The sequence below is a fragment of the Candidatus Defluviibacterium haderslevense genome, from assembly GCA_016712225.1.
Taxonomy (GTDB): Bacteria; Bacteroidota; Bacteroidia; order Chitinophagales; family Saprospiraceae; genus Vicinibacter; species Vicinibacter haderslevensis.
Genome location: JADJRL010000003.1, coordinates 83,817 through 104,917 on the forward strand (window position 1 = coordinate 83,817; position 21,101 = coordinate 104,917).

Below are 21,101 nucleotides of genomic sequence, written 5' to 3' on the forward strand. Positions count from 1 at the left end.
TATTATAAGTTGCCGGCATTTTTATTGCAATATAATACAAGAGAAATAATTATTTTAATAGCAACTTTGACATAGCATATCCTTGAATGAGATTTGATTATCTTTGCATCCTAATTGTGCACTATGCTTAAATCCGTAAATATATTCATAAACATCTTACTTTTATCAAGTCTCTTCCTCCAAGCCCAACAACCCTCCCCCTCCCGCGTCATCACCGAAACCAGTCGCCCTACAGAAAAGATCAATAAAACATTTCCTTACGATATCGATCTGAAAAATGCGGATGGACAAGTAGTCAATTCATCCAAACTATTCAAAAAAAATAAACGCGCTACGGTTTTGCTTTTTTGGATGACAACATGTGGACCATGTAGAATGGAACTTAATGCCATCTCTGGCAAATTCGATACCTGGAAGAAAAAAACAGATTTTGATTTCTATGCTATATCCATCGATTTTTCAGATCGAGTTGAACAATTTAACACCAGGGTCAAAGAAAGTAAATGGCCTTTTCCGGCTTATATGGATATCCATCGGGAATTTCGATCGGTCATGCCAGGCGAATTAAATGGCTTGCCCCAATTATTTGTTCTGGATCATAAGGGTACCGTCTTGTATCATACGAGAAGGTATATGCCAGGAGATGAAGATAAATTGTTTGAGGCACTGCAGAAATTGTAAATCCTCTACAACATATTATTTTTTTTATATATTTAATCTGTATTTGATCCATTGCAAAACTTCGATTTCAAGCTTAATTTATGATTTAAAATTAATTTTTAATTTCAGGCAGCTTTTCTTAAAGTTACTCGTTGATTCCATTTAGACTAAGTTGCTGTCTCCCGAGGCTTCGCGGCTTGGTTTTTACAAAATGTAGAGAAAACGGTGTTCTTAAATTCAAATGTGGATTTTAGTACTTTTTAAGTTAAACACCTATCAAATCACAATAAATTATTAATGTTTGCCAAATAAAAAGAAAATTGTATCTTTGGTGAAATTCTCAGAAAAAATGTTTTTTTTGAATTTAAAACGTATAATTTTATCATAACTTGTTATAAACAAATCTTTTACACATAAAACAAATCTATAATGAAAAACATTTACCTTCTCCTCTTCATGTTCATTTCATTAGGTCTTTCTGGTCAGCTTATACCAAAAAAGATCTTATTTGAACATTTTACTCAAGCTTCTTGTGGTCCTTGTGCCGCACAAAACCCGGGTTTCCACGCTTTAATTGATCAACCAATCAACGATGGAAAATGGTTAACGCTTAAGTATCAGGTGTCTTGGCCTGGTTATGATCCAATGAATGAGCAAAATCCTACCGAAATTGCATCTCGGGTAACCTATTACAATGTTACTGGGGTTCCTACCATTGTAGGAAACGGAAAAAGCTTAGGTCAACCTGGAGCTGTTACCCAAACTTATATGAACACCGAATCAGCAAAAACAACAGGTATTAAAATCACAGTTGATCATAATATTACATTCAACCTTGACAGTGTATATATAACTGGTGTGGTTGAAAATGTAAATACAGCTTCTGTAACTGGTTCAGATTTTAGATTACACGTTGCTTTAGTTGAACATTTAATCGCATTTAATGATCCTCCTGGAAATAATGGTGAAACAGAATTCCGCGATGTTGTAAGAAAATTAGCTTACGGACCTGATGGATCTCCATTAAGTAGTGGAGCAATAACTCCAGGTAAGAAATTTCCATTTACCATAGCAATGGCAATGCCTGATTATATCTATGACCCAAGCAATATTGCTGTAATTGCATTTGTACAAACAAAAGTCAATAAGACAGTTCACCAATCAGAAATATCGCTTCCTAAAGCTTTACCTAACAATCCAAATTTTAGAGATATATCATTGGCTGACCTTTCTGAAGTTCCGTCTTTAGCTAAAGGATTTTGCGCTAATGACGTTAATCCTAAAGTAGAAATAACCAATCAATCTAAAGCTGATGTTAATGAAGTTGTCATTCGTACTACTTTTGATGGAATTGGACCAATAACTAAAGATTATACTTGGACTGGAACTTTAGCTCCTGGAGCAACTACTGAATTTGATATGGGAATTACCAAAGCACCAGGTGGAACACAAACATTCAGCATGCAAGTTGTATCTGTAAATGGAAGTCGTGATATCAATCTATTAAATAATATTATTCCTGGAACCACTTTCTTTACTATGGATTCCAAAGGATATTCTAAAGTATTAAATGAAGATCTTGAAAATGTAACTTCTGCTCAATTCATTCCTCATACTTTGGAAATTGAACAGGCATATAACTTTATGTTGCCATTTTCTACTGCTCAAATGAATGCTCAATTTGGATCTACTACACGCGCTGGTGCTTATGAAGAATCAGATGTTTTATTCTGGTTTTTATTCTGGCAAGTGGCTTACAAAGGTCAACAAGGTATCTTGATGTATGAAAATTTAGATTTCTCAACTAATACTGCACCAGGATTACAATTCGATTATGCGTATGGTCAAATCCTAGGTACTGAAAACGATCAGTTTATTGTTGAAACTTCAGTTGACTGTGGTAAAACTTGGAAACAAGTTTGGAAAAAAACTGGAAAAGCATTAACTACCAAAACTGATTTAGGTAATACAACCCTTCCTTTCGTTCCATTAAAAGAACACTGGAAAACTGAAACAGTTCCTATGCCAGCTCTTGCTGGTATTGATGGTGCTACTTTCAGATTCAGAGGTGTTTCTGCCAATGGAGATGCTTTATATTTGGATAATATCAAATTGGTTACCATTACTGGAACTAATGATACAAAATCTGATAATTATAAAATGACAGCTGGAATGGATGCATTCGGAACCGGATTCATTGAAACAAATATACCTGCTGGTGAATTAAAAAATATTACTTTCTATAATGCGAATGGAGCTATTGTAAATATGCCAACTAAACGTATTAATATCGGTGGTTTTGATTACTTCGAATTCGAAGCTCCACAATCAGGTGTTTATATGATTAATGGTAATACTTCTAATCAATTATTCAGTACTAAAGTAATTATTACAAAATAAAAAATAAGTTTTATAACTATTTTATAAGCCGAATCATCTGATTCGGCTTTTTTTTTATTCTTTTATATCAAGTATTGATAAAGCGGTTTATGGAATGATATCTCACTACAACATAATCCAGTCTAATATCAGAACTCCTTGCCCAGTTCACGAATATTGGGAAATCTTTTGCGCTTGATCGTAAATTAAAATAAAGGAATATATATTATCAATTAGTTGTCATAGAAATTTGGATCGGCCTTAAGATGAACGAACAGAAAGACATAGAAATGTCATTCTGTGAAGTGAACCTAAATAATTGGCGAAGTCCTTGTAGCCAATTTTTTAGGCATGGAGGAAGCCGCATTGAAAATAAAAAGAAAAAATTCAAAACTGTATGAGCTCAACAGTATACAAAACAAAAGACCAGGAAAGCGAGGTGAGCAAGGGTGATACCAATCAAAAGAAACAAGGCCAATGGCGAGTTTTTTGAATTTAGGTTTCATGAAATCATTTTAGGCTTAGACCTTAAAGCCCTGCCTGCGTGGCTAGTCAGGCAGGCTAGAATTTTTGGTTCTTTTTTTTTCATGAAAAAAGAACAAAAAGTAATCCGTAAAAACAAGTTTTAAAACAATAAGAGAATGTCAATCGACCAATATGTTTTTATTTTATCGCTTATATAGCTTGCGAAAGCAAGGAGGTATTAAAATAAGGTTTTGTAATGTTTTTTTAAGTATTGAAAATAAAGGTTCTATTCAAATACTTAAAGTACAACTCATCTCGTCGTGGACCAGACAAAGATCTACGGTCGCACTACCCTCGAGATACGGCTGCAGGACCAAGCCCCCACTAATGAACCATAAATTCGATTTAGTTAGAACAAAGTGGATTGAATTGTAATACTCATCATCCCTTATTCCAATTTCTCCATCCTCATATTCTTCCTTACCTTTGAATAATATATGGAGCGAATTAGTGTTTTTGATATTTTTAAAATAGGCGTAGGTCCTTCAAGTTCACATACCATGGGACCATGGAAGGCAGCACTTGAATTCCTCCAGGAAGTAGGTAATCAATCAGAAAAGTTGAGTCATGTTCATGTAGAACTATATGGCTCACTGGCCAAAACTGGAAAAGGGCATGGCACCGATGTAGCGGTTATTCTGGGTTTGATGGGTCATCATCCGGAAACCATTCCCATTGATCAGGTGGGTTATTTAGTTTCTGAAGTAGAACGCTCGCAGACTTTACATTTCGGAAATATAAAGTGGATTCCTTTCAATCCTCAGGAGGACATCATCTTTTATATGAACCAAACGCTTCCTTATCATGCCAATGGTGTTCGGTTTAGATGTTTTTTTACAGATGAAACTTCGTATAGTGCTACTTATTATTCAATAGGTGGCGGGTTCATCGTCAAAGAAGGTGTTGAAGATTCCAAATCTCAAATTGTTATGCCCTACCCGATCGATACGGGTGAAGATCTTAAATCCTGGTGTGAATCTTTGAATCATTCCATTTCCGAAATAGTCATGCACAATGAATTAGCCCTTCGGCCTGAATCTCAGATACACGATGAATTGATGCGTATCTGGCAAGTCATGAAAGAATGCATTTATACTTCCTGCCATATCGAAGGCATCCTTCCCGGAGGTCTTAATGTGCAGCGAAGAGCTTTCCAAATGGCAGCTAATTTAATGGGAGATAACACCTACTCCAATGTAGATGAATGGATCGCGATCATCAAAAAAGGACCTCATACTTTTAACTCTACATTAAAATGGTTGAGCTGTTTCGCACTTGCAGTGAATGAAGAAAATGCTGCTTTCGGGCGTATCGTAACGGCGCCAACTAACGGCGCTGCTGGAGTCATTCCCGCCGTATTAATGTACCATGTATGTTTCTCTGATCATTTCCAGGAAAAAGATATTATTACCTTTTTATTGACTGCCGGCGAATTGGGTAGTCTGTTTAAAAAAGGAGCCACCATTTCGGCAGCTATGGGCGGATGCCAGGCTGAAATTGGGGTTTCATCCGCCATGGCTGCAGGAGCTCTGGCAGAAGTCCTCGGTGGTGATTTCCAGCAAGCCATGATGGCAGCCGAAATTGCTATGGAGCATCACCTTGGCATGACCTGTGATCCTATAGGCGGTCTTGTTCAAATACCCTGCATCGAACGCAATACCATGGGCGCCATTAAAGCCGTCACAGCGTGCCAAATTGCTTTGGATTCAGATCCCGAAAAAGCGCTCGTTTCCCTCGATGCTGTAATTAAAACCATGAAGGCAACGGCTATTGACATGAATACCAAATACAAAGAAACAGCTGATGGTGGACTAGCCTTGGTTTTCTCAGTCAATCTGGTAGAATGCTAAACCGAATTATATTTGGTTAAATTTTTGGCGAGCCCCTGCGGGCCGGGCTATCCATTGCAAGTCCTCATCACTCCTCCTTCGTCGTCGTGATTCCGGTCTTTCCATTACTATCCCTGCTCGAATTCAGTACCTGAAAATGAATAATGATTCGATCAATGGAACAATGCACCAAGGATCTCGTCTGGAATGGAAAAAAAGCAACCACAACTACTAGAAAAGCCGTTGGTAGCAACTATTTTCTTGAATTAAACATCTACTATTTTAAACAAATAACTAGCTGAACGTACCTTCTCCCTTACCTTTTTAAGATGACTGAACAATACCTTCTCGTTCTTCACACGAGATGGATAAAGTGTGACAACATTTTAAGTGATGGAACGCGTTAGCTAATATTAGGGTCGGGGATGGGTTTTGAAATACCAAATCAGCACTAATTTCAATCATCTTGCAACACCAGATATCATCATTACTTCAACAAGCTAATATTCCCCTTTTTTACAAATTCCATTTTTCCAAAACAATCCGCTTCGAGATAATATCCATAAACATCAGGTGCTAAATATTTACCCTTATACATACCATTCCATCCATCATCAGTCGAAAATGATTCAAATACCTTCTCCCCCCAGCGATCATAAATGACCAGATGAATTTTGTTGGTATTTATTCCATAAACCTTCAACACATCGTTAGCATGATCCCCATTAGGAGAAAAAGCATTCGGAATAAATACCTTGGTGTAATCACATTCCGGCACGATCACAAATACTGTTACTCGAAGTAGGATCGGACAACCAAAGGTATCCTCGCCCATAACTTCGTATGTAGTAGTTTCTTTTGGTGAAGCACGAACAGTTTTACAAGTACCACAATCCAACGAATTTATTGGGGACCATTTAATTTGCTGCACGCCCTGGACGAATAAATCAGCGTAACTACCATAAACAATAGTTGTATCATCAGAAATGATTCCACTTTGTGATATGGGATAAACGATTACACAAAATGTATCCGTACCCGAACATTGATTCACATCTAAAAAATCTAAAAAATACATTTTATTGGTATCTGCTACAACTTTTTGTACGGATTGATTGGGAATCACAATTCCCGGTCCACGCCAATTAAAAGTCACTCTATCCCCACTTGTAATATCAAGACTGGAATTCTTACACGACTCTACCATGAACTTCTTACCAACTGGATTGGGATGAATTAATATACTATAATGATAAAGTCTGTTGCAAGAATCACTTTGAGTATCTGATAACGAATATTCAAAAATTTTAGTCACTTGGTTTGTATCATGGAACATAACCATGTTACTTGAACAGGTATCACAGAATACGTTCCCTTTGATCCAGCGATACGTGTGGTTGGTTTCAGATGGAACACCAATCTGAAATCCTCCCCCATTACACAAACTGTCACTATAATAAAAGTTTAATGGCATATTCAAAGATTTGTAAAGGGTATCTAGCCCACACAAACAAGACTTCGGAATGATAGCAGCAATTAAGGCACATTGCTTAATGGATGAATTTGCTAATCTTACTAACCAATCATTGTTACCTTCCCTGACGTCTGTCCCATATTTAAATTCGTAAATATTGATCAAAGGATCATTACTATCAAGGTGTGCATTGTGATTGGAATCATTATAAATACCCATACAAAAACTTGAATCCACCGATGTTTTCATGTTTGCAATATGATAATTGATTTGAATGGTCGTTGAATCTAAAAGGGGTAATGATGTAATGTTCATTGAATCTAAAAATAGACTTGGAGCTACTTTATTGAATAGTATATTCGCACGCGCCCCTTCTACATAAACATCACAATTGGTTTGAGAAGATTTACAGAATACACTTTGTCTGGAATACATAATACTTGGAATATTAACTTCCCCACATTCCAAAAATTTAAAATTCCTCAATCTAAACGAAAATGAGATGACTTGATTAGGCATTATTCCATCGACCATAGGCACAATTAATTCAGAACTATTGTTGGATTGAATGATCCTGTATCCAGAAATATCAATATTGGAAATAACTTTCAAAGAACCATTGATCACTTGAATTGGATTCGGTAAAATAATTCGAAAACTATCCGTCACTTTTGAAATTTGACTTCCTATGATTCGAACAATAATATCAAGTTCATCTTCACATACTGAATGATTATCCAGAATCGTTTCTAATTTATAATCCCCCTGAGTCGTTATTCCTTTGATTTTTATTTGTTGACTGTTTTTTGATAACTCGTTTGTCATTTCACCGCAAATATTAAATGCAGAGGTTTTGAATTGGATCGTTCCATTAACGATTGAATTGCAATCTGTGATACCTTGGAATTTTATCCGCACTCCGTTATCAGGAGCATGTTCCACTCCGGGTAATCCGTTTGCGCTAATACTAGGAACTAATGCCGCTAAATTCCAACGATAATGTCCTTTTGAAATCAATACTGGAGCTGCCATTGGGATAAAAGCAGCATTGGAAGGATATGCCACTCGAATTGAATTTACATCGATAATAATACCATCAGGAATAAATAAGTCCACATAAACATTATAGGCAGTCCCCTTATCAGCATTGTATAAATAAAGCTCTATCGCAGGCAGGGTATCACACAATACTGATTCTTTACTGTTCTGCATGATATCAAATTCTAATTCCGCGCGTTCAGATTGCACAGGAATTATAAATTGGTTTACCGTACAAGACTTCATACTCGTATCTACAATGGCACCACAATACCAACTTGATTCCAAGACGATGGTATCCATTTTACAAGTAGAATTAATTGCTGAAAAAACAAATTCAAGATTTGTATTGATGGGAACCGGACCGACAAGAAATGTTGAAGAATCTAATTTTTGAACCGATACTGTTGGAATCGTCTTTAGACCAAATTGATAGATCTCACCTTTGATACTTTTTATTTTAATTTTAAAATATCCAGTTTCTTGTAGCTTAATTAAGTTGGCCTTCCACTCAATGTTTTTATCAGAAGTTACTAATGACTTGTTGACAAAATCTAAATAAGCATTTCCGTTATATGAATTTATTGTAAAACTCTTAGTATAAATATGCGAACCATATAATTGAGTAAAGATGGGCACTAATGCAAACTGAGCATCAAAATCAGTTGATACATATATAATAACGTTTGCACTTAGATTTTTTTTGTCTTTAATCAATTCACAATCATCGGTTGATACATAGCACAACATTTGCAATTCATAATTCTCATCAAATCTTATTTGTTTCAATACATTTAAATCCAACTTCCATCTATTATCAAAATAAGTCGGTACGATAAATGTTCCAACTTGACGTTTGGCCGTACTGTCAAAATAGAAAATATTAATTTCAGCGCTATCAATTCTTAGCCCGGGACTAATGCTTATTAATGCTGAATCCAATTTATAAAATGATCTGAATTCATAAGGAAAAAAATTATTTAGCCACTTTGACCCCTTAAAACTTATTGCAGGTAAAACACCCAAATTACCACATAATACAGCATCATTGGATACAGCATCGAACTGCAAATTCATGGTGGTTAATCGAAGTTTATGGGTAATCACATTACAGTAGAAAGGATTCTCTTTTACCCGCTCCCTATTCATAAGCAATACATGATGGATCATATTAATTGGCGCTATGCGATCACCAACAAAAGAAATGATTCTACCTAAAATAATGATATGCAAACTATCATTTTCTTCGAATCTAAAATGAGCAGGAAGATCTTTATTTAATTGATGCAACATCTCAGGGGTAAGTGACACGTAATATCCAGAACCTATCGCAAGATCTGTGACTACGGGTTGGTCACAACCCGGCAATTTTGATTTTGAATCTAACACATCTATACTATCCGTTTCAAAATGAAACCATTTCTGTTCACTGGCATCATATAAGTCAATCAATGCATGTTTACGATCCATAGTCACCTCCGTGGAAACGTAAAACAATAGTGAATCAAAACTTGCACCTTTTTGATCTACTACAATTTTAGAAAACAACTCATTCGCTACCGTATCTCCGGTAATCACGTGATTTTTAAAAATGAGTGTAGAATCTACATTACCTGTCTCGCGAAAACGATCATTATCATTGTCTTTTTTTCCATAATTAAACCGATATGCCGCAGAAGTAAAATTCAAATAGCCAGATACGGTATCATTTATGGTATTTACGGTATCACATTCAAAAGAAATTCCATATTTACTTAAATTAGACTTGCCACAATTACCTAAATCGTCAGGACAAGTTAATTGGACTGCAGAACATATTTCTGCTAAAATATTTTTAGCTTTATTTAATTTAGGATTACAAGTAGAAACAAATTTTATCTTTTGTAAATTATTAATGCTATCTATACATGGCAAACTACAATCTGCTTTGATATCAAAACTTAACTTCAAATCCTGTGAGTTAAAAGGGGTCTGATAGATTAATTTTATCGCCGTACTGGAACCAGGGGTCGGATGAATTATATTTATTTCGATCGGTGATTTACCTTCAATTAGAAATAAACTATCTTGTAGTTGAAGCGGACATGGTAATTGAAATTCTACAATCAATTTTTCATTGGTCAACCCTTTAGGTATATTCATTGAACTAATGAATGTATATTTTGTATCACTGTATAATACAGATTGGTTGTTTTCGATTTGTCCACTGATCTTAACTTCTCCCAATATGGGCAAATTAACATCTACCGGAATATTAGCCTTTGCCACTTGGCTATTAATCACACATTGAGAAGAATAATTATATGAATAATACCAATTCAATTTTCCATTAGGGCCACTAGGTGCTGTACCTTCGCAAGTAGCATATCTAAATTTAATAATTACTTCTTGATTGACATCCAATTCGTGCAGATAAACTTTTGCTGAATAATAATATTCCTGATTGCTACAGATAGGACTTGTGTTGCGTTCTGAATAGATTATACTATCGATGATTACATTGCCAATTACAGTTATACTATCTTTAATTATTCCAGCATTGGTAGTAGATCCTGGAGGCGCTGAACGAACTTCAATGATGACTTGTTCTGCAATTTTCTGACCGATGTTTTTGACTATCAATTCTTGCTCTTCTCCAAAAATTTGACAGATACATTTTGGCGCTTTAGCGTTAGGAATAAAATTGAGCATAGCTCTTTTATCATTGGTAACAAATTCAACGCCTGCAGATTCTAAATACTCCTGACAATATTCCTGATGACATCCCCATGAAGCCATAAAATAACTAATGATGGAATAAGGATTACAATCGATTGGTTTAATCGATTCTTCAAAAACAATCATTTCATCTTTTTCAAACAAACTGTCTTTATCACCAATTAACACAATATCCTTTGGTCCAAAAAAAATCCTCAATAAAGTATCGTTTTCTACTAATATCTGTTTTCCTGGTGCCGAAATTACTGCCTTAACATGTCGGTCTTCAAATATGAATTCACGACATGATCCGAGTCGGGTATTGGTGATTTTAACGGTACGTTTGCCATTGGTACCTATATTGATGATTTGATCCGGCACGTCAGTAATCACCAGAAAAGGTGTCTGAATTTGGTAAGGAGGATTGGTCAGAGTTGAATCTTGTTGCCCATTATATTGAATGACAATCTTATTTTGAAAACTCAATCCCTGATTAATTTGGGTATAAGATTCGCACGTTGCAGTTAATAATACGTGTAGCTTAACTTTTGTAAATCCTTGAACTTGACTTACTAAAAATACTGGGCTAGATAAGTCGGAGACATTTTGTTCAGAAGCATTTATAATTGAGCCAGCTTGATAAAACACACCTTTCGGTAATGAAACCTGGACCAGAATAGCAGATAGATTTTGGTTGCTTGTGTTTTCGAGGTCCACCCAAAACGTATCCTGACTGCATACGGTCAGTTGATCTGGTAATTGATACGTAATACGAATATCTTGAGATAATCCGATATCCAAAGTTAGAAGGGATGTTAATAGAATAACGAAAATTTGCATTCTCATAGGCTACGAATTGGCAAGAGTGTTCAATGGGTTTATTCTGTAAATATAAAAATAAATTAATAGAAATTTGGATTTATTGATAATTAAGCATTTGGGAGTTTGCTATAGAAACATCAATTTAAATACACCAATGAAATTAGATCAAATAAAAAAAGCTAGTAAAAACTAGCTTTTGTACCCCGTAGGGGAGTCGAACCCCTCTTACCAGGATGAAAACCTGGTGTCCTAACCGATAGACGAACGGGGCGGATTTTAAAACGAAGCGCAAAGATAGACTTTTTGAGAATTTTAATAAACTTTTTATGAAGTTTTCTATTTTATTTATATTCTTTCACAATCACTTGGGTTTATTATGAAAAAACGCGTAGCTATTAATGGATTTGGTCGAATAGGGAGATTGACTTGCAGACAATTATTACATTATCCTGATATAGAAGTAGTTGCCGTTAATGATTTAACTGATATTCCTACTTTAGCGCATCTTTTTAAATACGATACAGCCCATCGTAAATACCAGGGAGAAGTACACGCTGGCACTGATTTTATTGAAATTGATGGGCAGAAGATTAAGGCATTGGCTCAAAAAGACCCTTTACTCTTGCCTTGGAAAGACCTTAACATCGATATCGTGCTAGAATGTACTGGAATTTACCTTACACACGACACAGCACATCAACATATTCAGGCAGGTGCAAAGAAAGTAATCCTTTCAGCCCCACCAAAGGATTCAAGTATTCCCATTTTTGTTTTAGGGGTAAATGATCCAGAATTAAATATCACATCCGATATTATCTCAAATGCCTCTTGCACAACCAATTGTTTGTCACCATTAATAAAAATCATCAATGATACCTGGGGAATTAAAATGGCAACCATGAATACCATCCATGCCTATACCCAAGATCAGCGCTTACAGGATGCACCACACAAGGATTTGAGACGAGCCCGTGCAGCAGCCATGAGCATTATACCTACATCTACAGGGGCAGCTAAAGCCGTAGAACAGGTTTATCCTGACATTAAAGGCAAATTATTCGCTTCCTCATATAGAGTACCCGTAATAACAGGATCGCTCATTGAATTATTTTGTGTACTAAATACTGAAGTCACCATTCAAGACATCAACAATCGCTTTCAACTTGCCTCCACTACTACCCACCAAGGACTCATTGAATTTAACTTGGATCCTGTTGTTTCAACTGATATTATCGGCAATCCGCACAGTGCTGTTTTTGATGCTGAATTAACTGAGGCTCAGGGAAATTATATTAAAATAGTGGCCTGGTATGATAATGAGGCGGGATATTCCAATCGGTTAGCCAATATGTGTTCCAGATTAGCCAAATTATTAGCTTAATTATATATGAAGAGATTAGTTGTAAAGGGTAAAGTAGTTTTATTACGTGTTGATTTTAATGTTCCCATTAATTCAGCAGGAGAAATAACAGATGAAAATCGTATAGAAAAATCAATTCCAACGATTCAGAATTTATTAGATCAAGGCGCCAAATTAGTTATTATGTCTCATCTTGGCAGACCATTAAAAGAACTATTGCCCAATGGAGACATTAATTTAATCAAATTTTCGCTTAAACCAGTTGCCGAAAATCTCCAAAAAAGGTTAAAAAATAAGGTCCAATTTGCGACCGACTGTGGTGGACCCGAAACTCAAAGACTGATCCAACATTTAAAAGAAGGAGAAGTTCTTCTCTTAGAAAATACCCGGTTCTACAAAGGCGAGGAAAAGGGCGATGCGATCTGGGCAGAATCTCTATCAAAACTGGGTTCGTTTTACATCAATGATGCCTTTGGGGCTGCTCATCGCGAACATGCGACTACCGCTACCATTGCCAGATTTTTTGATAAAGATCACAAAGCTTTCGGTTTATTAATGGATGAAGAGCTGGAGCATTCCAAAAAAATTACAGAATCCCCGGAACATCCTTTAACAGCTATTATTGGAGGCGCTAAAGTGTCCGATAAAATAGAATTAATATCTAATCTAATAGATTTATGTGATACGATACTCATCGGTGGTGGTATGGCTTACACTTTTTTCGCAGCTCAAGGTTATCATATTGGAACATCACTTTGTGAATTAGATAAATTAGAACTAGCCAAATCACTCATTCAAAAAGCACATGATCGTAAAGTCAAACTCATACTTCCTTTAGACAGTGTTACTGGAAGTTCTTTTAGTAATGAATCAACCATTGGTGTGACCCCGGATGTTAACATTCCAGATCAATGTATGGGATTAGACATTGGACCTAAGACGATTAAACTATTTAGCAAAATAATCCATGACTCTAAAACCATAGTGTGGAATGGTCCTATGGGCGTCTTTGAAATGTCTAATTTTGAACAAGGCACTAAATCTATTGCACTTGCTGTAGCCGAAGCAACATATAAAGGTTGCTTCTCATTAATAGGTGGTGGTGATTCAGTTGCCGCAATCAATAAATATCACTTAGAGGAAGATGTAAGTTATGTTTCTACAGGTGGTGGTGCTATGTTGGAATTATTAGAAGGCAAAACACTTCCAGGTGTTGCTGCGATTTTATCTTAGCGATAATCCAATTTGGATAAATGATTTCTTAATTCAGTCTTTCTAACAATAAAATGAGGGACAGAATTGCTGTTGCCTGACCTACTGAGTCTGCCATAACTTTGCCCCAATCAATTTCTTTCCTGGTTTTCTTTTCCTTTTCTGTTTTGACATCTTTATATCCCACATTGACAATTGATCCTTTATAAACTTTGGGATAGGTTTTGAAGAAAAAATGATCTTTTGTTTTTTCGATTCTACCGTTGGCGTGTTCCACAGTAATCTTGTTAGGATCTCCATTTTTTGAAATTCCTGCAGCATAATGGTCAATATAAAATCTGGCATTTTTACCTTCATAAAAAGCTACATTGATTGCGTTGTTAGAACTTAATAACTTGTCGGGATATAAATCAATAGCATTAGTAGCTCCGGAAATACGAACCAAATCTTTTTTCTTTGGTATATAAATGGCATCCTTGTCTTTTAAAATCAAATTATCATTAGACCACGTTTTTTTCATGGCATTGGTTAAATTTAATACCACAAATCCAATACCATCTTGTTCTCTATACAAGGTAGCGCCTTCCGGAAAAGCCTCCATACTCAAACCCCCTGCACGTTTTATCACATCAACCACTTTTTCGTTTGGATTGATTAATGCATAAGGTCCTGGATATTGAACTTCTCCTTCTATATTAATCACTTGTTGTAATTCGAATTCTGGTTGATTCCGAACTACAATTAAATCAAAGGGTTCAATTTCAAAATCTGAATTTCCCTGGAATTCTTTCAGGTCGCGACCTACTTGTATGGTTTTTACTATTGTCTTTGTAGGGGTATTATCCTTTATCTCAATTCTAAATATATCGATTCGATTTGTTGCAGCAGAAAATGCAAAGCCTTGAGCTAATGAGATGACATCATTAATTTTCATACCTTTTCCAAATTGGAATCGACCTGGTTCTTTAACTGCTCCTGAAACTTCTATAAATGCAAAGTCTCTAAAATTCATTTCAGAAAGTAAAACCAAACTATCATAAGGCATGATAGAGATATTTTGATCCGACACATCTTCATTTATAGCCTTAAATATATTAATTCTTATAATTTCTAAGTCATTTGGATTGGGTGAATTTTTTCTGAACAGAAATGCATTACTCCAGGTATCGGCCCTTAAACCTCCAGCCAACATAACTAAATCTTTTACATTCATAGTCCCATTTGGATCCACTGTAAATTTTCCAGGCGATCTGACTGATCCTGTTGCATTGACATAACTTCTATCTACATAATTGGATAATTTATAAACCGTCAATTCATCCTGTGCTTGTAATACAATATTATCAGAGCCTATTCCCTTTCTTACATTAACAATATTTAATCGTATAACATTAATGGTTTGATCTGGATTTCTACGATGTATAAAGACATTTTGCAAATTGGATTGTGCCGTAAATTCAATTTTTGAAATCAAATCACTGACTTTCATTCCTTCAAAATATTTATAAGCCGATGGTGCGCGGACTTCACCTTTGACAAAAATCTGATCTTCAACTTCAGTTTTGATGGAGAAAACAACCACTTTATCTCCCTTTTTTAATGCAAAATCTCCACCTTTACTGACCAATTGTTCATAGGGTACATCTAATGCTATTTTTCGATCATTTTCTATTCGCTCTACTTGAATGATTTTTCGAATGGCATCATCATTCAATCCTCCTGCATATTTAATCAATTGATTTAAATCTTCACCTTCTATCAATTCATATTTATAAGGTCTCTTTATCGCTCCTGTAATACTGACTACTTTACCAGCTACAGGTACCTGAATATAATCGTTATTCTCAAGATAAAAATTCTTATCTATTGCCGGATTATTAATAAATTTATAAACATCCATTGTGGTTTCAACACCACGTCGAATTAATTTAATCTTTCTTACCGATCCAATATTTGTAGGCCCGCCGGCAGCAATGAGTGCGTTAAAAGCAGTATTAATTGCTGGCAAAGTATAAGCACCATACTGAACTACTTCACCCACAATATTAATATTTATCGTCCTGGAATAGTTCAATGCAACTTCAATTTGATTGGAATTAAATCTATAAAATCGTTTAAAGTAATTGCTGATCAAAGATTTTGCTCTACTCAAAGCCACACCTTTAAGAAAAATTCGCGGCATTCGAGCAGGAGTGATATATCCTTCCGAATTGATTTCATAAACTTCATTGAGTTGACTTACACCCCAGATGGCTACAGTAACTTGATCGCCTACTCCAAGAATATAAGTATCCGGGGGCTTAACATCATTACCTTGATGATACACGACTAAACTTTTGTTTCTAAATATTTCCTGACCCCATATTTCAACAGGTGATTTTGATTCAGGTAAATTTATACTATCGCGATTAAAAGAGGTTTGTGGATTGGAAATTTTTCGTTCAATATTTAATGAATCTTTTACAGCAGATTTGGATACAGAAATTTTTGCATTATTGATTGCTTTTGAATCAATAGCTGTGGGCATTGCTTTTTTATTTTTTGGCAATTTGGATTTTTCAGTTTCAATTTCTTTTATGATACTTTCAATTTCACCTTTCATATTTGCTGCATCCTGAATACTAAGTTCTTTCAATTGTTCCAAGTCAATTCCTCGTTCATCTAATTTGGATTGAAATTCTTCTTCAGAAATACCTCGTTGCTCAATTTCTTTTCTAAACTGAGCTTCCATGTCCCTGGCGGTTTGTGCAATAACCTGTGGTTGAAAAATAATCATCCAACAACTTAAACTTAAGATAAAAAATTTCATGTACGTTTATTTTGAATAATAAGTTTCATAATAATTAAGATATTCTCCTGACGTTACATCATTTAGCCATTCCTCATGGTTTAAATACCAGTCTATTGTTTTTTCTAATCCTTCTTCTATTTTTACAGAAGGTGACCAATGGAGTTGAGTTTGAATTTTGGTAGCATCAATAGCATACCTTTGATCATGGCCCAATCGGTCTTTGACATAGGTTATTAAATTCCGGGAAGTATATGGAGACCTATTTAGTTTTTGATCCATTAAATCACATAACAGGTGAACTAATTCAATATTTTGCATTTCAGAATTTCCACCTATATTATAGGTTTCTCCAATGATTCCTTTGTGAAAAATCGTATCAATAGCTGCTACATGATCTCCCACCCACAACCAATCTCGAACATTTGTACCTTGTCCATAAACTGGTAAGGATTTATTGTTCTTAATATTATTTATCATTAATGGAATCAATTTTTCAGGAAATTGATTGGGTCCATAGTTATTTGAACAATTAGATATTAATATCGGGAAATGATAGGTGTGATAAAAAGCCCTAACGATGTGATCAGAAGATGCTTTAGAAGCTGAATATGGGGATCTTGGATCATATGCAGTATGTTCTGTAAAATATCCCGTTTCTCCCAATGAACCATAAACTTCATCGGTGCTTACATGGTAAAATCGATGTGATAATTCATCATTCATCCAATATTTTTTAGCTTGCACTAATAAATTTGTAGTGCCCAATACATTGGTCTTGATAAATGCTGTTGGATCTGAGATGGATCTATCTACATGTGATTCTGCAGCTAAATGGATTACATCCGTTATTTTATAGGTCTCAAATATTTCCATAACATGATCCAAATTCACTATATCCGCCTTAACAAAAACATAGTTAGGGGCATGAATCAGATCAGTAAGATTATTAAGATTTCCGGCATAAGTCAGTAAATCTAAATTGATGATTTGGATATCCGGATATTTATTTACAAAATGTCGAACCAAATGTGAACCTATAAATCCTGCACCTCCTGTAATTAAAATTTTTTTTGTAAAGTCCATAAATGCTCTTAAGAAACTGAAACGACTTTTTTAAAATATTCGTATGTTAATTTCATACCAGCCGCACGATCAAAATTAGGTTCCCAGTTTAATAATCTTTTAGCTAAGCTAATGTCCGGTTTACGTTGTTTAGGATCATCTTCAGGTAATGGAAAATAACTGATACTTGCTTTATCATTTCCAACTAAAGTCATCACTTCTTTCGCAAAATCAATCATGTTAATTTCCTGCGGATTACCCACATTTACCGGATACACATAATCACTGTGTAATAAGCGTACAATCCCTTCCACCAAATCATCTACATAACAGAAGGATCGCGTTTGGGACCCATCGCCAAAAATAGATAATGCTTCGCCTCGGATCGCTTGAGAAAAAAATGCAGGAAGCACCCGTCCATCCTCTACTCGCATTCTTGGACCATAGGTATTAAATATTCGAATGATTCTAGTCTGCAATCCATGGAAGCGATGATAAGCCATAGTTATCGCTTCCTGAAATCGCTTGGCTTCATCGTAAACACCTCTTGGGCCTATTGGATTTACATTACCCCAATAACTTTCACTTTGGGGATGCTCTAATGGATCTCCATAAACTTCTGAAGTGGATGCTATTAATATTTTAGCCTTTTTTTCTTTAGCCAATCCCAACAAATTATGGGTGCCCAGAGATCCGACTTTCAACGTTTGGATCGGCATTTTCAAATAGTCTATTGGAGAAGCCGGCGAAGCGAAATGCAAAATAGCATCCAAATTTCCAGGTACATGAACAAATCGACTGACATCATGATGGTGAAACTCAAATTCTTTCAATTTAAACAAATGCTCAATATTGGCCAAATTACCTGTAAGTAAATTATCCATTCCAATAACTTGATATCCGTCTCCAATAAAGCGATCTGCTAAATGAGACCCTATGAATCCCGCTGCTCCAGTGATTAATATCTTGCCTTTATACATATTAAAGGCAAATTTAATATTTAATACGTATATATTGATAATCAGTGATAAATATATATAATAAAAATTCATATTAAATATTTAAATATTTATAAATCATTGTTTTTGTATATTTTATAAATATAATTAAAACCATACTTGTTGGATGAAATAAGCGCGTTTTTGTGTGAATTTGTTAAATATCCATTCATTTGTTTAAATAAATCAACAAGTCCTCTAACTTGCACGTTAAACTTTTAATTAAAATAAAAACTTTGAAAATCACCATTCAGTTCTTTATCCTGTTTCTTATATATGGCCATGCATATGCCCAAGAGTCAAAATCATTTCAGGATAGATCTGGAATTCTATTTGATGTTCATTTGGGAACAGGAATTCCTGCCTCAGATTTAAAAACCAGATTCGGTCAAGCACAAATTTTAGGAGGTGGAATCTCTTACCTACCTTCATCCATCCGATTGACTTTTGGTCTAAAGTTTTCTTATTTGTTTGGAAGCGATGTGAAGGAAGATGTGTTGAAACCTTTTAGAACCAGCCAGTTAGCTCAAGTAATAGGTTCTGATGGCTACTTAGCCGATGTACAATTGAAGATGCGTGGGTACTATGGTCAATTTTATACGGGATCCATTATTCCATTGGGCTCACAATTGAAAGCCCGACATGGTATAAAATGGCAACTCGGTGTAGCCTATTTGAGCCATAAAATCAGAATTCAGGATGATTCCAGATCGGTCACCCAATTTAATACAGAATTTAAAAAAGGCTTAGATCGGTTAACCTCAGGATTCTCAATAGTTCCTTTCATTGGGTATGAATATTTAGGTGTAAACGGTAAGGTGAATCTTTATGCAGGCTTCGAACCGCAAATAGGATTTACACAAAGCCGAAGATCTTACAATTATGATACAAATGCCACTGAAATAGGCATTGCTCGGAAAGACATTTTGTTAAGTTTTAAAATAGGTTGGTACCTCCCTTTTTATTTTGGAAAATATGTAGACGAAATTGAATATTAAACGATGTTGCTGATTTACGATTGGGCTATTCGCATTTATTTTAATTTAATTCATCTAGCAGCATATTTCAGAACTGATGCTAAAAAATGGGTCAATGGCAGGGAACATTTATTGGTTCAAATAAAACCCTTCCATTCTGTTTCAAAAAAATATTTTTGGATACATTGTTCGTCTCTAGGTGAGTTCGAACAAGTAAGATCCTTAATTGAAATGATTAAATTACATCATCCCGATCAACTCATCTGGCTTAGTTTTTTTTCTCCTTCCGGTTATGATATCCGAAAACAATACCCATTTGTTGATGTAGTCAGTTATTGGCCTTCGGACGTGCAATCTGATGTTCGTAAATTCATTGATATAGTCAATCCTTCCTGCGCTCTTTTTGTAAAATATGATTTCTGGTTTAACACATTTGAAATATTACATCAGAGAAAAATTCCCATGTATTATATTTCACTGTTATTTCATACCAAAACATATTTAACCAAATGGCCTTTTGGTTCACTGTTGAATCGATTGAAAGCGTTTGATCAACTTTTTGTTCAAGATCAATTTACCTATCAGTTTTTAGCCCATCGGCAATTTTTAAACATTCAACGTTCGGGCGACACCAGAATGGATAGAATAACAGATATCGTATCTACACATCAACCCATTGAAGAAATTGAATCCTATATAAACCAGCGAAATGTATTTATTGCCGGTAGCATTTGGCCTGAGGATGATCCTTTTTTGTTGAAATTAATTGATTCTGAGATAGCAAAAAACTGGGTAATCATTTTAGTACCGCATCATGTAGATGAAGGTAATTTAATTCGAATTGAGAATAGCTATCATTACCCTATTACGAGATTTAAAAATATCAAATCAGCCAAAGGATCTATACTATTAATGGATCAAATCGGTCTTCTGTCGTCATTGTATCAATACGCTAAGTTTGCTTATGTTGGTGGTGGTTTTGGTAAAAATATTCACAATATACTCGAACCGGCCGGTCATCATATTCCTGTGGCCTTCGGACCAGCGCACAAAAAATTTGTAGAAGCTCAAGCATTCATTGATGCTGGATTTGGTTTTGAAATAAAACACCTTCAAGCCTTACCATCATTAATGAAACTCGTATTAGATGCAACATGGTATGAAAATACCATTTCCGCGATTCCTATCTATTGGAATAACCATAGTGGTGCAACAAAAAAAATCTATCAATATTTAAAACAAGAAAACCGATTTAATCAATAAGTCATTCTTTGTAT

At 35.2% G+C, this 21,101-nt stretch carries 11 protein-coding genes and 1 tRNA gene; 7 read left to right on the forward strand and 5 right to left on the reverse strand.

What is annotated here, in order from left to right; genetic code table 11:
- Positions 1-123: 123 nt before the first annotated feature.
- The 3 genes from IPK88_00655 (at position 124) to IPK88_00665 (ending at position 5,414) form a co-directional block, all read left to right on the forward strand.
- Positions 124-681, forward strand: a complete 558-nt coding sequence (locus tag IPK88_00655) for a TlpA family protein disulfide reductase (GenBank protein ID MBK8241907.1) — start codon at positions 124-126, stop codon at positions 679-681.
- Between the two features lie 408 nt (positions 682-1,089).
- Positions 1,090-3,060, forward strand: a complete 1,971-nt coding sequence (locus IPK88_00660) for an Omp28-related outer membrane protein (protein MBK8241908.1) — start codon at positions 1,090-1,092, stop codon at positions 3,058-3,060.
- 941 nt (positions 3,061-4,001) lie between these two features.
- Positions 4,002-5,414 carry an L-serine ammonia-lyase gene (locus tag IPK88_00665; protein ID MBK8241909.1) on the forward strand — a complete coding sequence of 471 codons (1,413 nt, stop codon included), beginning with the start codon at positions 4,002-4,004 and terminating at the stop codon, positions 5,412-5,414.
- A gap of 466 nt (positions 5,415-5,880) precedes the next feature.
- Here the strand turns inward: IPK88_00665 and IPK88_00670 are convergent, their stop codons facing one another.
- Together IPK88_00670 and IPK88_00675 are read right to left on the reverse strand one after the other, a co-directional pair.
- A complete protein-coding gene (locus IPK88_00670; protein MBK8241910.1) occupies positions 5,881-11,448 on the reverse strand; it encodes a gliding motility-associated C-terminal domain-containing protein in 5,568 nt (1,855 codons plus the stop codon).
- A 175-nt stretch (positions 11,449-11,623) separates the two neighbouring features.
- Positions 11,624-11,695: transfer RNA gene (locus tag IPK88_00675), tRNA-Glu, on the reverse strand.
- Between the two features lie 102 nt (positions 11,696-11,797).
- Between IPK88_00675 and gap the strand changes: the two genes are divergently transcribed.
- Together gap and IPK88_00685 are read left to right on the forward strand one after the other, a co-directional pair.
- The gene (gene gap, locus IPK88_00680; protein ID MBK8241911.1) at positions 11,798-12,805 is read left to right on the forward strand and encodes a type I glyceraldehyde-3-phosphate dehydrogenase; all 1,008 of its coding nucleotides are present in this window, start codon (positions 11,798-11,800) and stop codon (positions 12,803-12,805) included.
- 6 nt (positions 12,806-12,811) lie between these two features.
- Positions 12,812-14,017 carry a phosphoglycerate kinase gene (locus IPK88_00685; GenBank protein MBK8241912.1) on the forward strand — a complete coding sequence of 402 codons (1,206 nt, stop codon included), beginning with the start codon at positions 12,812-12,814 and terminating at the stop codon, positions 14,015-14,017.
- A gap of 28 nt (positions 14,018-14,045) precedes the next feature.
- Here IPK88_00685 and IPK88_00690 read toward each other — a convergent pair whose 3' ends face one another.
- The 3 genes from IPK88_00690 to IPK88_00700 are packed head-to-tail and all read right to left on the reverse strand — an operon-like array spanning position 14,046 to position 18,829.
- A complete protein-coding gene (locus tag IPK88_00690) occupies positions 14,046-16,805 on the reverse strand; it encodes an SLBB domain-containing protein (GenBank protein ID MBK8241913.1) in 2,760 nt (919 codons plus the stop codon).
- Between the two features lie 6 nt (positions 16,806-16,811).
- A complete protein-coding gene (rfbB, locus tag IPK88_00695) occupies positions 16,812-17,870 on the reverse strand; it encodes a dTDP-glucose 4,6-dehydratase (protein MBK8241914.1) in 1,059 nt (352 codons plus the stop codon).
- An 8-nt stretch (positions 17,871-17,878) separates the two neighbouring features.
- On the reverse strand, positions 17,879-18,829 hold the full coding sequence (locus tag IPK88_00700; GenBank protein MBK8241915.1) for an SDR family oxidoreductase: 951 nt from the start codon (positions 18,827-18,829) through the stop codon (positions 17,879-17,881).
- 254 nt (positions 18,830-19,083) lie between these two features.
- Between IPK88_00700 and IPK88_00705 the strand changes: the two genes are divergently transcribed.
- Positions 19,084-19,845 (forward strand): hypothetical protein, encoded by a 762-nt coding sequence (locus tag IPK88_00705; GenBank protein MBK8241916.1) that lies wholly within the window; start codon positions 19,084-19,086, stop codon positions 19,843-19,845.
- 3 nt (positions 19,846-19,848) lie between these two features.
- Positions 19,849-21,087: a hypothetical protein gene (locus tag IPK88_00710; protein MBK8241917.1), complete on the forward strand. Its 1,239-nt coding sequence runs from the start codon at positions 19,849-19,851 to the stop codon at positions 21,085-21,087.
- Positions 21,088-21,101: the final 14 nt, after the last annotated feature.